The organism is Sporomusaceae bacterium (assembly GCA_031460455.1).
GTDB lineage: Bacteria > Bacillota > Negativicutes > Sporomusales > UBA7701 > Anaeroselena.
This window is the reverse complement of sequence record JAVKTQ010000007.1, coordinates 149300-162451: the sequence shown is the minus strand read 5'-3', so window position 1 is coordinate 162451 and position 13152 is coordinate 149300. Positions and strand designations below refer to the sequence as shown.

The window sequence follows — 13152 nt, the reverse complement described above, 5'->3', positions numbered from 1 at the left end:
CATGATAATCGCCGTAGTCGACGGTATGGGCGGAGGCCTGGGAGCGCAGCTGATAACCCAGCTGACGGCCCATCTCGGGAACAAGGCAGAAGTCATAGCCCTCGGTACGAACGCTCTCGCCACCAGCAACATGGTGCGCGCCGGTGCGGCCCGCGGCGCCACCGGCGAAAATGCCGTCATGGTGTCGCTGCCGAAGGCGGCAATCGTCGCCGGCCCGATCGGTATCGTCATCGCCAACGCCATGATGGGCGAGATAACGCCGCGAATCGCCGAGGTTGTCGCCGGCTGCGACGCCCACAAGGTGCTGCTGCCGGTAAACCAGAGCCATTTCGAGATCGTCGGCCTGGAGAGCCGGCCGTTGGGAATCGTTATCAAGGACGCCGTCAACCGTATCGCCGTGCTGGTCCGCGAGAAGGAAGGCTGCTGACATGGTAACGGTAAAAGACAGGGTAAGGTTCGTCGAGACGGACATGATGGGCGTTGTCCACCACGCCAACTATTTCCGTTGGTTCGAGATGGGGCGGGTGGAGTATCTCAAGCAGGCGGGGGTTTATCTGCTGGAACTGATGGCCGCCGGCATCCTCTTCCCGATCACCGACGTCAGCTGCGCTTACCGGGCTTCGGCCCGTTTCGACGACTGCCTGGCGATCGAGACGACCATGGAGGATTTATCGAAGGTGAAGATGGTATTCACCTACCGGGTCGTGCGCGAGGCGGACGGCGTGCTGATTGCCACCGGGCGCACCCAGAACGCCTTCACCGATGGGGCGGGCAAGATCGTTCGCCTGCCGGCGGAATACTACGACCGCCTGCAAGCGATGTTTACGACGGAAGGAAAACAGTAGTCACCTGTTACCGACGCGTTTAGCTGCGTTGCTGATGCCGCATAAGATAAATGGCGCCCGGCCGATAATAACCTGGAGGAGGTGGCGCCATGAACGACGAAGCTGCCATTGGAGTATTCGACTCGGGCATCGGCGGCCTGACAGTCATCAAAGAACTAACCTGGCTTATGCCGGAGGAGAATTACATTTATTTCGGCGACACAGCCAGAGCGCCCTATGGTTCGAGGCCACCGGCCCAGATCCTGGGCTTCATGCACCAGATCCTGAATTTTTTCGCCGACCGGCGGGTAAAAATGGCCGTTTTCGCCTGCAACACCATGACGGCTCTAGGCCTGGAGGAAGCCCGCCGCCATTATCCCTTCCCGCTGGTGGGCATGAACACCGGTGCACGGGTGGCGCTCAAGACGACCCGCAATAAGCATATCGGCGTTATTGCCACTCAAGCCACCGTTGCCAGCGGTAAACACGGCATGGCGCTGAAGAACCTCGACCCCGATGTTACAGTTTACCCCCAGGCGTGCCCCAAATTCGTGCCGTGCATCGAGCAGGGCGTGCTTGACGGCGCTCCGATCGAGGAAGCCGCACAGGAATATCTCGTGCCGCTTAAGGAAGAACAGGTCGACACTCTCATCCTCGGCTGCACGCATTACCCGTTTATCAGCCCCCTTATTCGCCGGGTCATGGGTCCGGCGGTGGAACTCGTCGATCCGGCCTGCGAGACGGCGCTGGATGCCCGCCGCTGTCTCGTCAAGCGCGGTTCGCTGGCCGCTTCCGGCCGCGGCTCCGTCCGCCTGTGCTTTTCCGGCGGGCTTGATCGGGCCGAGCGGTTGGCGGAAAACATCATCGGCGACCGGCTGGTGGAGTTCGAATATGTCAATTTGCAGGATTACGCCCATCGCTAACGTATATCCTGTGGTAAGAGAGGAAGATGCTAGGTGGAATTATTGCTGTTTTTTGTAGTGGCAGCCGTCGCGCTGGCGGTCGCGGTCTGGCTTTTCATCGCCCGCCAGGGCGATGCCGAGTTCGAGTTTCTCGTCGACCAGCGCACCGACTTCAACCTTGAGGAGCTGAGCGGCAACCGGGCCGTTTTTTCCTGTAACGTGCCATTCGTCAACAAAGGGACCCAGGACGGCACGATTATGGACTGTTTTACCCGCCACCTGTTGCCCCAGGAGCAGTTCGACGCCGTGGAAGTTTCCTCGCGGCTGGAACTGGAAACGCGGCGCCGCAGCGACGGCTATTTTGAGGCGCTCATCGTTCCCAAGACCGACGGCAACGCGGTCATCGTCACGGTCGCTTTCACCGCCAAGCAGGGCGATATCCGGCAGGCTCTCGCCGGCATGGTTGACATGCCTGTCGAAATCTACTTTCAGGTCGTCGCCCGTGGCAAATGGTACGTCGACAAGCAACGCGTCGTCATGATGGCCGACGAAGTGGCCGCGGCGCTCAAACCGGCCGTAGCCGGGGCATAGGAGGGACAAGCAATGGCAATTGTTGAACTAGTACCCGTCAAGACCCGCATCCTCACCCCCCAGGACAATATCGTCGAAGCCATCGCCGCGTACGCGGGCGACAATATCGGTCCCGACGACGTCGTTTCCGTGGCCGAAAGCGTCGTGGCCATAACCCAGGGGCGCGTTGTCCGCCCGGAGGATATGGACATCTGCTTCCTGGCCAAGATTCTCTGCCGCCTTGTGCCCCAAAAGGGAAGCCTTTCGAGCGCCTACGGCATGCAGGCCGCGATGGACGCCGAAGGCAAGTGGCGGGTAACGTTCGCTATGATTATGGGTATCCTGGCCAAGCTCGTCGGCAGGAACGGCGTCTTCTACGAGCTGGCCGGCGAACAGGCCGCCCTCATCGACGACGTAACCGGCACAATGCCGCCCTTCGACAAGCACATCGTTTACGGCCCGGACAACCCCAACGGCGTCGCCGAAGCCATCAAGGCGCGGTTCGGCTGCCACGGGGCGGCGGTGGCCGATGTCAACGACCTGAAAAGGGCCGCTATCCTCGGTGTGACCGTCGGGCTCAACCCGGCCAACCTCGCCCAGATACTTATCGACAACCCCTTCGGCAACGCCAGCCAGCGGACGCCGATCGTGGTAATCAAAAACTACGCCCAGGCCGCCCGAGAGCTGGCAGCCGGATAATTAGGCGCCCGTTGATAAGCGCCCATCTGCGGCGTTGCTCCTCAGAGCGCTTGCTAGCGTACGCCCGTAGTACGCGTCGCGGCGCGCTCTTCCGGTGCGCCTTGCATCCGGGCACTTCTGAACGGTCGCTACGCTGTTATATAAGAACCGAGGAGTCGTTATGGCGAAAATCGGCATTACCACCACCATACCGGCGGAGATCGTGTTTGCCGCCGGGCACACGCCGGTGGACCTCAACAACATCCTCATAAGCCACCCTGAAGCTGTACGGCTGACCGAAGCCGCGGAGGAAGCGGGCTATCCCCGCAATATCTGCGGCTGGATCAAGGGGCTGTATTCCGTCGTCGTTCAGGGCGGCGATATCGACACTGTTATCGCCGTCACGCAGGGAGACTGCAGCAATACCCATGCCCTGATGGAGACCTACGAACTGGCCGGCGTCAGAACTATCCCGTTCGCGTACCCCTTCGACCGCGACTACGACCTGCTGAAGCTGCAAATGGAGAAGCTCACGGCCAGCCTTGGCACGAATTGGGATGCAGTCAACGCCGTCAAGCGCCGTCTCGACGCCGTAAGGGCCAAGGTGGCCGAGATCGACCGTCTCACCTGGCAGGAAGGGACGGTCAGCGGCTGGCACAACCATCTCTATCAGGTGAGCTGCAGCGACTTCAACGGCGATGTCAACGTCTTCGAGCAGGAGGCGGACGCTTTCCTGGCCGCCGCCGGCAACGCAGCCGAATACGCCGAGGACGTTCGCCTCGGCTTTATCGGCGTGCCCCCCATTCTTACCGACCTTTACGACTACATCGAAAAGATGGGGGCGCGGATTGTGTACAACGAGGTGCAGCGCCAATTCGCCATGCCCTTCGCCACCGACGACATCGTCGAGCAGTACAGGCTCTATACATACCCCTACGGCGTCTTCGGGCGCATCGAAGACATCCGGCGCGAGATTGAGCGCCGCAATATCGACGGGATCATCCATTATGTGCAAAGTTTCTGTTTCCGTCAGATCGAGGATATGATTTTCCGCGAGAAGCTGGATGTGCCCATTCTCACGATTGAGGGCGACAAGCCCAGCAAGGTGGACGCCCGTACCCGCCTGCGGCTCGACAGTTTTCTGGAAATGCTGAGGTGAGGCCGATGTTGTGCGGAATTGATCTCGGCAGCCGCAGCGTCAAGATCGTGTTGATGGCTGACGGATGCATAATGACCGAGAAGGTTCTGGAGACGGTCGAGTTCTACCGCGACTACGGCCGGCGCAAAAATGGAGAGATGGCGGTCGACTTCGCCGCCCTCGGCCTTGAGGATAGCGAGGCGGTGGTCGCCACCGGCTACGGCCGCAACACGCTGGCCATTGCCGGCGCTACCGTCATCCCCGAGCTTAAGGCTCACGCCATCGGCGCCGTATGGCAGACGGGACTGACCGATTTCACCCTCCTAGACCTGGGGGGACAGGACAGTAAGGTCATCAAAGTGCGCCGAGGCAAGATGGTCGACTTTCAGACCAACGACAAATGCGCCGCCAGCACGGGGCGCTACCTGGAGAATATGGCCGCGGTGCTGGGGATAAGCCTGGAAGAACTCAGCCGTCATAGCGATAATCCGGTCGAACTCAGCGCCACCTGCGCGATCTTCGGCGAATCGGAACTCATCGGCCGCATCGTTGAAGGCTACACGGTGCCCGAACTCGCGGCCGGAGTCAATTATACCATCTTCAAACGGGTGCGGCCGATGCTGGCCGCCCTTACCGGCGCGGGCGAAACCGTCGTTTTCACCGGCGGAGTTGCCATCGGCGAAGCATTGCCGCGGATCATCGAACAGGAAATGGGCGTGAAAGTTGTGGTGCCGGAGAGGCCGCAGCTGAACGGGGCGATCGGCTGCGCCGTCCACGCTATGACGTTATTGGCGAAAGAAGGATAGGACGTTCAGAAGCGTCCGTCAAGGGGAAGGAGGGAAGGCCATGCTGCTGGGCATCGACGTCGGCGGGACGTACACCGACGCAGTTGTGGTGTCCGGGGGTAAGGTGTTGGCTCAGGCCAAGGCGCCGACCACCCACGACGACCTGCTGCACGGCATACTCGATGCCCTCGACCGGGTGCTTGCCGGGGTTGACGCCGCCGGAATCAGGCGCGTGGCCCTGTCCACGACCATTGTCACCAACGCGGTCGTCGAAGGGCGACTGGAGCGGGCAGGGCTCCTCCTTCTTCCCGGACCTGGTATGGACATCAGTTCGCTCGTGCCCGAGCGACCCTGGCTATTATCAGGCTATATCGACCACCGTGGCCGCGAAACGGCGCCGCCTGATGAGGCGGAGGTCGCGGTCGCCTGCCGCGGCCTGGCGGACTGCGAAGTTTTCGCGGTCGCCGGCAAATTCGCCGTCCGCAACCCTGCCCATGAGCAGGCGGTGGCCGCATGGCTGCGCCGATACGCGGCCCCTGCCCACATAACCCTCGGCTCGGCCGTCGCCGGCTCGCTCAACTTCTGGCGACGGGCTAACTCGGCGTATTACAACGCCGCCACCTGGCGCCACTTCGGCCGTTTCGCCCGCGCGGCGCAAGCGGCTGTGGCCGGTCGCGGCGTGACCGCACCGCTGTACATCCTCAAAGCCGACGGCGGCACCATGCCGCTGACGACGGCCGGCGAGCGGCCGGTCGAAGCGGTATTCACCGGCCCGGCTGCCAGCGTTCTCGGCATCATGGCGCTTGCGGCGCCGCGCGGTGAAGCAGTATCCCTCGACATCGGCGGCACCACGACCGACATCGCCTTATGGCGCGATGGTGCACCGCTGTTCGCCGAACGGGGGGCGAAAATCGGCGATTACCCGACAGCTGTCAGGTCCTTCTGGCTGCGCTCCATCGGCGTGGGCGGCGACAGCTTTGTCCGCCGGGAAGGCGGCCGTATAGCCGTCGGGCCCGAACGACGGGGCCCGGCGATGGCGCTGGGCGGCCCCGTCCCCACTGTATCCGACGCGATGATCGTCGCCGGTGCGGCCGATTTCGGCGACAAGGACAAGGCCGGGGAGGCCATGCGGCTTACGGCAGCCGACGGCGAGAGCGTGCAGGACACGGCGCGGGCCGTGCTTGGCGCTGCGGCCGATGCCATATACGCCGCCATCGAAAATATGATCGACGAACGCGCCGCCGAGCCCGTCTACCGGGTGGAAGACGCCGTCCGCGACCGGCGGCCCCAGCCTGCCGCTCTCGTCGGAGTGGGCGGTGCGGCCGAAGGCCTCGCACCCTTGGTGGCTGAACGCCTCGGCGTCTGCTGCACCGTGCCCGCGGGCGCGATGGTGGCCAACGCGGTCGGCGCGGCTGTGGCCCGGCCGACGATCGAGGTAACCCTCCGCGCCGACACCGCCCAGGGCTACTACACCGTCGCCGAGCTCGGCCTCAGGTCCGCGCTGCCTTCCCGCCGCTTCGGCCTCGCCGACGCGCGGGAGCTGGCGGCCCGCCACCTGGCCGAGCGCGCCGCTGCGGCCGGCATCCCGGTGGCGGACGTCGAATCGGTCTATGACGAAGAATTCAACCTTGTGCGAGGGTTTAGCACCACCGGCAAGATCATCGCCTGCCGGCTGCAGATAAAACCCGGCGTCTTCGCCGTCGAGGAGGGAGCGTGATGGCCGTCAAACCGTTCGGTCTCGTCTTCTTCCCGGCGTTTGACTGGGCGCTGACGCCGACCCACCCCGAGCGTGAGGAGCGGCTGCTCTACACCCGCGACCAAATCGTGGAGGAAGGCCTGCTCGACATGCCCGGCATCCGCGAATACAAGCCCCGCCTAGCGACCCTCCGCGACGCCGACCGGGTCCATATCGGCGTGCCCGATATCGCCTCGCATATCACCGACGCTCACCTTGTCTCGGCCGGCGGGGCGATAACCGCCGCCGAAGCGGTGATAAAAGGCGAAGTGGCGCGGGCGTTCGCTCTCGTGCGGCCGCCCGGACACCATGCCATGCGGGTGGTTCACGGTACGCGCGGCTTCTGCACCATCAACATTGAGGCAGTCATGGTCGAGCATTTGCGGCGACACCATGGCGTGCGGCGGGTGGCAATCGTCGACACCGATGTTCACCACGGCGACGGCACCCAGGATATCTTCTACCACGACCCCGACACGCTGTTCATCTCCTTCCATCAGGACGGCCGCACCCTCTACCCAGGCAGCGGCTTCACCGACGAAGCCGGCAGCCCGCCCGCCATCGGCGCCACCATCAACCTGCCCCTGCCGCCGGGCACGACCGACGAGGGGCTCCACTACGTGCTCGACAACCTGATTCTGCCGGTGCTGGAAGACTTCCGCCCCGACATCGTCATCAACTCGGCCGGACAGGACAACCATTACAGCGACCCCCTGGCCAACATGGCCATCACCGCCCAGGGCTACGCCTCGCTGGCCGCCAAGCTTAAAGCCGACGTCGCCGTTCTCGAAGGCGGCTACTCTATCGAGGACGCATTGCCGTATGTCAACACCGGCATCATCCTCGCCATGGCCGGCCTCGACTACAGCCGGGTGGTAGAGCCGGATATTGCCGCCGCGCCGCGCGGCCTCACGGGCGGCGCCCGGGCTTACCTTAGGGAACTCGTTGCCAAACAGACCGCCCTATGGCGGGACCGCGAGCCGCTGGGCAACGCCGCGGCCGCGAAGGCAGGCGACTTCTGGACGCGTCGCAGGGGCATCTACTACGACGACAGCGGCATCAGCGAACAGCAGGTTGAAAAACTGCGCCTCTGCCCCCACTGCCACGGTTACCTCACCGTCGCCAGCGAAGCCGAGGGACATCGCTGCGGCTACCAGTCGGCTTTCGCCGCCGTCGTGCCGCGCGAGCCCTGCCCGACGTGCCGGCAGGGCGCCAAGGACGCGGTGCTGGCTGCCAAACGCCAGGGGAAATATCGGCACTACATCATCCAGGACAAGGAAAACGATTCGTTGGAGCGGGTCTAGCCCGCGGGGAGGCAACACTATGACAAGAAGCGACGGCCGCCAGGCCCTTGATCTGCGCCGGGTGAAAATCGTCCGCAACTATCTGAAATACGCTGAGGGCTCGGTACTGGTCGAGTTCGGCGACACCAAGGTTATCTGCGCCGCCAGCGTCGAAGAGAAGGTGCCGCCCTTCCTCAAGGGAATGGGCGAGGGGTGGGTGACAGCCGAATACTCGCTCCTGCCGCGCTCCACCCAGGTGCGCAACGTCCGCGAGGTGGCCAAAGGCAAACCCAGCGGCCGAACCCACGAGATCCAGCGTCTCATCGGCAGGGCGCTGCGCAGCGTCACCAACCTCAAGGCCCTCGGCGAACGGTCTGTCACCATCGACTGCGACGTCGTCCAGGCCGACGGCGGCACCCGCACCGCCTCGATCACCGGCGCATACGTGGCGTTGGTCGACGCCGTAAACACATTCTACGCCCCCGAAAAACCCTTTCCCGTGATCGACTTCCTCGCGGCCGTCAGCGTTGGCGTCGTCGACGGCGCAGTGCTGCTCGACCTGTGCTATGAGGAAGACTCCAGGGCGTATGTCGACCTCAATCTCGTCATGACCGGCGAAGGCCATTTCGTGGAGGTGCAGGGCACCGGCGAGAAAGCGCCCTTCAGCAAGGATCAGCTCAAGCTAATGCTGGCTGCCGGCGAAAAAGGCGTCGCCGAGCTCATCGACTATCAGAAAGACGTGCTGGGCCAACTGGCCTGGAGGATCGGGCGGGCATGACGGCGTTAGTAGTAGCGACCCGCAACAAGGGAAAAGTCACGGAAATCGCCGCCGCCCTCGCCGCCCTGCCGGTCGAGGTGCTGGCCCTCGACAGCTTCCCCGCAGTCCCGGAGGCGGTGGAAAGTGGCGACACCTTCGCCGCCAACGCCATCCTCAAGGCGACCCACTACGCCCTCAATACCGGCCGGGCGTGCCTGGCCGACGACTCGGGGCTTGAGGTCGACGCGCTGGGCGGGGCGCCCGGCGTTTATTCCGCCCGCTACGCCGGCCCCGAAGCCAGCGATGCCGACTGCAACGCCAAACTGCTGGCCGAACTCGAAGGTGTGCCCGACGACCGGCGAACCGCCCGCTTCCGCTGCGTCCTGGCCTACATCGACCCCGACGGGGCGCTGCTGACCGCCGAAGGCACCTGCGAAGGGACCATCCTCAAAGAACCGCGGGGTACGGGCGGCTTCGGCTACGACCCCCTCTTTTACATGCCCGGCGCCGAAAAGACGCTGGCCGAGATGACGGTGGCGGACAAGAACGCCGTCAGCCACCGCGGGCAGGCGCTCCGCAACATGGCGACTACGCTGGCGAGGTATTACAATGAGAATAGGCGTGATTAGCGACAGCCACGGTTCGCAGGCGGCGATCGGGCGGGCCGTGGCGGCGGCCGGGCCAGTGGACATGTGGCTGCACGCCGGCGACTACAGCCAGGACGCCCGCCGCCTCGCCGACCTGACCGGTCTGCCGGTGACCGCGGTCGCCGGCAACTGCGACGGCGTCACCGACGCCAAAATAGACGAGTTCATCGAGGCCGGCGACCGGAAAATCTGGCTGACCCACGGGCACCGCTACAACGCCAAGGAGCGTAGCGGCGAACTGCTGTGGTGGGGACGCCAATACGGCGTCGATGTGGTCATATATGGACATTCCCACGTCCCGGACATCAGCCGGCATGACGGCGTGCTGCTGTTCAATCCCGGCGGCGCCGTCCACCCCCGCGGCGGTCATCCGCCCAGTTGCGGCGTGCTGGTGATCGCGGACGGCAAAGTCGCGGCCGAGATAATAGAGATATGATTTTGTGAGCGCCGGGCCTCCGGTGAATCATGCTTATGGGACGGAGCACGATGGCAGTGGAATTGATTCGGATCGTCAGACGGGAGTATAAGTCCATTCTGGTAGTCGTATTATTGGTAGGGCTGGCCGGCCTGGCCTACATCTACCCCTTCCATACCCATTTCCGCTTCACGGTCAGCGTAGCCGTTCTGGCGACGCTGCTTCTCTATTTCCCCCGCCTGCCCGTCTTTACAACCGCAATCCTCTCCGGGATAGCGATCACCGTCGGCCGCAGCGCCTTCCAACTGACCTTCGACCCGGTAGGATTCATCGATGTCGTACTGATCAACTCGCCGTCGATCATCTATTACATCTCCTATGGAGCCTGTTTTCAGGCCCTCGGCATCCGCCGCATGGTGGACAACCTCCCTGCCCTTATCCTCCTGCTCAGCGTCAGCGACGTTTTCAGCAACCTCGTCGAACTTCTCACCCGCGGCGACCCCCTCAAGGGCAATCCCGAAAATGTTTTCTCCAGTCTGGTGGGGGTGGCTGTGCTGCGCGCCGTTCTGGCCGTCGGCGCTTACTACGCTCTCAGGCGCTATCAGACATTCGTTCTGGCCGAAGAGCAGGTGGCCCGCTACACCGCACTGACCGTCATGATCGCCCAGCTCAAAGCCGAGCTCTACTATCTCAAGAAATCCTCACAGGACATCGAACAGGTCATGGAAGACAGCTACTGGCTTTACAAAAGGCTTTACGCCCGCGACAGCGCCGATCCCGATGCTGCTCAGGCCCTGGCGGTCGCCCGCAACATCCATGAAGTGAAGAAGGATTATTCCCGTGTGGTGACAGGCATCGAGAATATCCTCCATCCCTCGTCCACCCTCCACGGACTTAGCCTGGCGGAGATATTTTTCATCATTGAACAGAACACCAGGCGCTATCTGACCGGCATCGACAAGAACATCACCATCTCCTTCGAACACGAATTCGACTTTGTCACCGACCATCACTACGCCATCGTATCCATCCTCGACGACCTCATAATCAACGCCATCGAAGCCTGCGGCGACACCGGCATGATAAGGGTGACCGAGCGGGCGGCGGCAGGGGAAATAGTCTTCGCCGTTGAAGATAACGGATGCGGTATCAAGGCGGAGGATTTCGACCTGCTGTTCGAGGTCGGCTATTCGACCAAGTTCTGCCCCGTTACCGGCAAAATGTCCACCGGGCTCGGGCTGTCCCATGTTAAGAATCTCACCGAAATGTTATCGGGGACGGTGAAAGTCGGGTCGGGGACCGGACGCCTTACCACGTTTACGGTGACGCTGCCTATGCGGAGTATAGCGCTGCCCGGCGAATGGGCGGGAGAAGGAGGAGCCTGATGTCGTTACGGTTTGTTGTCGTCGACGATGATGTCAGTATTCGCAAAATAATCCGCAACATCATCGAGCAAAATGACCTGGGAACGGTTGTGGCCGAAAGCGCCGAGGGCGTGGCGGCCGAAAAGCTCATCGCCGAGCATCGGCCGGACATCGCTGTAATCGACCTGCTGCTGCCCGGACAGGACGGAGTGGAACTCATCCGCAAGCTCAAAGAGCAGGGTCTGAACGTATCGTGCATAATGATTTCCGAATCGCGCAGCCAGCCGATGATAACCCAGGCCTACCAACACGGCATCGAGTTCTATATCCACAAACCGGTCAACGTATCCGAGATCATCACCGTCATCAACAAGGTCAGGGAGAGTCGCGAGCTAAAAAAAGCCATGTCTCTCATCTCCCAGGCCACAGCCCCGTATGCGCCGGCTGCCGGAACGGCCGCGCCGGCAGCGGAGCGCCGCCCCCCGAAAAGCGTGCTCTACAAAGTATTCTCCGACCTCGGCATCCTCGGCGAGGTCGGGGCCAAGAGCATCTACCAGATGGCGAAGCTTTTGGCCGCCAGCGATCGCCTGACAGACGATTCGCCCTACCAGCTCAACGAGATCTATCAGCAGATGGCCCAGGACGCCGGCCAGGACACCAAGACCATCGAGCAGCGCGTCCGCCGGGCTATCGCCAAAGCGCTCCAAAACATGGCCAACGTCGGTATCGAGGATTATCACAACGACCGCTTCCAGACATACAGCACCGCCCTGTTCGACTTCAGCGAGGTACGTCAGGAGATGAATTTCGTCCAGGGCAAAAGCCCGTACCACGGCAAGATCAACGTCAAGAAATTCGTCGAAGGGCTGGTCTTTCTCGCATCCAACGAACAGGCCTAAAAACGAGATGAAAAAGCGACCTGCGCTATTGAACTGCGCGGTCGCTTTTTGCTTATTATCCTATTCGCCGGCCTTGCGACGTTCCTGGTTCTTTTCGCTCATGTGCAGCAGCAGCGTCTGTTCGGCGTTGTCCATGTGTTTGCGGGCCAACTGCTGGGCGATGGTCGGGTTACGACGCGCCAGCGCCTCGACGATGCGACGGTGTTCCTCCAGCGAACGCTTCGCTCGGCCGGGGTAGCCGTAGGAAATGGTCCGGAAGACGGTCAGCTTTTCCCGCAGATTACTGATGATGGCGGCCAGCGTTTTATTGTTGGTGGCGCCGTAGAGGATATCGTGGAAACGGCAGTCAGCCTCGACAATTTTCGCCGTGTCACCCTTCTCGATATATTCGCCGATCTCCACCAGCAGCCGTTCCAGATGCTCAAGGTCGTCCTCGCCGATCCGTTCGGCTGCCAGGCCGGCTGCCAGCACTTCGAGGGCGGAGCGGATCTCGAACACCTCATTGATGTCGCGGATGGAAATGTCGGCGACATAGGTGCCGCGACGGGGCGCCATGACGACAAACCCCTCCTGCTCCAGCTTGCGGATCGCCTCGCGGACGGGGGTGCGGCTCACCCGGAGCTGCTCGGCAAGCTGGTTTTCCATTAGACGTTCCCCAGGCTGCAGCAGGCCGCTGGTGATGGCGTTGCGCAGGACATCGAAGACGACTTCGCGGAGCGGTTTGTAATTATCGAGATGGATAGGCGACATGCTGCCCATGGGTTTACTCCTCCTCGGATCGTACGTGCCGGGTTGGTCGCAAATTTCTACAGAAAAATATACAGATATAAAATATCACAGTTTTTCGCCTGCGGTCAATATTTTTACCAAGTTGAGACCTGCTGCGACCGTAAAATGACTCATTAAGCGCCGAAAAGTTATAAAAATTATAATAATTATAATTATTAGAATGACGGTATATTGGTCAGACCGACAGGCGGGCGATGCTCCTGCCGGCAACGATTGTCCGCCAGCTTGCCTTTCGGGCGCTTATAATTTTTAGAAACACGGTTGCAGAACGGTCGCCGCAAAGGCCTGAAAATACTGAAAATGCTCTTGGCACGCTTTTTGCATTATAATGTGACGGGTCCAAAAAGTGTGGGGAGGGTGATTAGA

The 13152-nt window shown here is 62.0% G+C and carries 15 protein-coding genes; 14 read left to right on the top strand and 1 reads right to left on the bottom strand.

What is annotated here, in order from left to right; translation table 11 throughout:
* Position 1 precedes the first annotated feature (1 nt).
* The 14 genes from RIN56_12270 (at position 2) to RIN56_12205 (ending at position 11997) form a co-directional block, all read left to right on the top strand.
* A complete protein-coding gene (locus RIN56_12270) occupies positions 2-427 on the top strand; it encodes a DUF3842 family protein (GenBank protein MDR7867586.1) in 426 nt (141 codons plus the stop codon).
* 1 nt (position 428) lies between these two features.
* Positions 429-845, top strand: a complete 417-nt coding sequence (locus RIN56_12265; GenBank protein ID MDR7867585.1) for a thioesterase family protein — start codon at positions 429-431, stop codon at positions 843-845.
* 89 nt (positions 846-934) lie between these two features.
* The gene (gene murI / locus RIN56_12260) at positions 935-1747 is read left to right on the top strand and encodes a glutamate racemase (GenBank protein ID MDR7867584.1); all 813 of its coding nucleotides are present in this window, start codon (positions 935-937) and stop codon (positions 1745-1747) included.
* Positions 1748-1780: 33 nt separating this feature from the next.
* Positions 1781-2317: a hypothetical protein gene (locus RIN56_12255; GenBank protein MDR7867583.1), complete on the top strand. Its 537-nt coding sequence runs from the start codon at positions 1781-1783 to the stop codon at positions 2315-2317.
* A 12-nt stretch (positions 2318-2329) separates the two neighbouring features.
* Positions 2330-2995: a coenzyme F420-0:L-glutamate ligase gene (locus RIN56_12250; protein ID MDR7867582.1), complete on the top strand. Its 666-nt coding sequence runs from the start codon at positions 2330-2332 to the stop codon at positions 2993-2995.
* Between the two features lie 160 nt (positions 2996-3155).
* Positions 3156-4133, top strand: coding sequence for a 2-hydroxyacyl-CoA dehydratase (locus RIN56_12245; GenBank protein MDR7867581.1), 978 nt, complete (start codon positions 3156-3158; stop codon positions 4131-4133).
* Between the two features lie 5 nt (positions 4134-4138).
* A complete protein-coding gene (locus tag RIN56_12240; protein MDR7867580.1) occupies positions 4139-4918 on the top strand; it encodes an acyl-CoA dehydratase activase in 780 nt (259 codons plus the stop codon).
* 40 nt (positions 4919-4958) lie between these two features.
* The gene (locus RIN56_12235) at positions 4959-6614 is read left to right on the top strand and encodes a hydantoinase/oxoprolinase family protein (GenBank protein ID MDR7867579.1); all 1656 of its coding nucleotides are present in this window, start codon (positions 4959-4961) and stop codon (positions 6612-6614) included.
* Positions 6614-7936, top strand: coding sequence for a histone deacetylase (locus RIN56_12230; protein MDR7867578.1), 1323 nt, complete (start codon positions 6614-6616; stop codon positions 7934-7936). Before RIN56_12235 ends, RIN56_12230 begins: the two co-directional genes overlap by 1 nt.
* Before the next feature lie 19 nt (positions 7937-7955).
* Positions 7956-8693, top strand: coding sequence for a ribonuclease PH (rph, locus tag RIN56_12225; protein ID MDR7867577.1), 738 nt, complete (start codon positions 7956-7958; stop codon positions 8691-8693).
* Positions 8690-9301, top strand: coding sequence for an XTP/dITP diphosphatase (locus tag RIN56_12220; GenBank protein ID MDR7867576.1), 612 nt, complete (start codon positions 8690-8692; stop codon positions 9299-9301). The genes rph and RIN56_12220 overlap by 4 nt, the downstream gene beginning before the upstream one ends.
* Entirely contained in the window at positions 9282-9755 is a 474-nt protein-coding gene (locus tag RIN56_12215; protein ID MDR7867575.1) for a metallophosphoesterase, read from the top strand. Before RIN56_12220 ends, RIN56_12215 begins: the two co-directional genes overlap by 20 nt.
* A 50-nt stretch (positions 9756-9805) precedes the next feature.
* A complete protein-coding gene (locus RIN56_12210) occupies positions 9806-11119 on the top strand; it encodes a sensor histidine kinase (protein MDR7867574.1) in 1314 nt (437 codons plus the stop codon).
* Positions 11119-11997, top strand: a complete 879-nt coding sequence (locus tag RIN56_12205; GenBank protein ID MDR7867573.1) for a response regulator — start codon at positions 11119-11121, stop codon at positions 11995-11997. Before RIN56_12210 ends, RIN56_12205 begins: the two co-directional genes overlap by 1 nt.
* Positions 11998-12057: 60 nt before the next feature.
* On the opposite strand, the gene RIN56_12200 is transcribed toward RIN56_12205, so the two are convergent.
* Positions 12058-12756, bottom strand: coding sequence for a GntR family transcriptional regulator (locus RIN56_12200; GenBank protein ID MDR7867572.1), 699 nt, complete (start codon positions 12754-12756; stop codon positions 12058-12060).
* Positions 12757-13152: the final 396 nt, after the last annotated feature.

Bases quoted from the DNA above. Each gene is read 5' to 3' on its own strand.
- RIN56_12220 (MDR7867576.1), top strand. From the start codon at position 8,690: ATGACGGCGTTAGTAGTAGCGACCCGCAACAAGGGAAAAGTCACGGAA.
- RIN56_12245 (MDR7867581.1), top strand. From the start codon at position 3,156: ATGGCGAAAATCGGCATTACCACCACCATACCGGCGGAGATCGTGTTT.
- RIN56_12230 (MDR7867578.1), top strand. From the start codon at position 6,614: ATGGCCGTCAAACCGTTCGGTCTCGTCTTCTTCCCGGCGTTTGACTGG.
- RIN56_12250 (MDR7867582.1), top strand. From the start codon at position 2,330: ATGGCAATTGTTGAACTAGTACCCGTCAAGACCCGCATCCTCACCCCC.
- RIN56_12210 (MDR7867574.1), top strand. From the start codon at position 9,806: ATGGCAGTGGAATTGATTCGGATCGTCAGACGGGAGTATAAGTCCATT.
- murI (MDR7867584.1), top strand. From the start codon at position 935: ATGAACGACGAAGCTGCCATTGGAGTATTCGACTCGGGCATCGGCGGC.
- RIN56_12265 (MDR7867585.1), top strand. From the start codon at position 429: ATGGTAACGGTAAAAGACAGGGTAAGGTTCGTCGAGACGGACATGATG.
- RIN56_12235 (MDR7867579.1), top strand. From the start codon at position 4,959: ATGCTGCTGGGCATCGACGTCGGCGGGACGTACACCGACGCAGTTGTG.
- rph (MDR7867577.1), top strand. From the start codon at position 7,956: ATGACAAGAAGCGACGGCCGCCAGGCCCTTGATCTGCGCCGGGTGAAA.
- RIN56_12205 (MDR7867573.1), top strand. From the start codon at position 11,119: ATGTCGTTACGGTTTGTTGTCGTCGACGATGATGTCAGTATTCGCAAA.
- RIN56_12270 (MDR7867586.1), top strand. From the start codon at position 2: ATGATAATCGCCGTAGTCGACGGTATGGGCGGAGGCCTGGGAGCGCAG.
- RIN56_12240 (MDR7867580.1), top strand. From the start codon at position 4,139: ATGTTGTGCGGAATTGATCTCGGCAGCCGCAGCGTCAAGATCGTGTTG.
- RIN56_12215 (MDR7867575.1), top strand. From the start codon at position 9,282: ATGAGAATAGGCGTGATTAGCGACAGCCACGGTTCGCAGGCGGCGATC.
- RIN56_12200 (MDR7867572.1), bottom strand. From the start codon at position 12,756: ATGGGCAGCATGTCGCCTATCCATCTCGATAATTACAAACCGCTCCGC.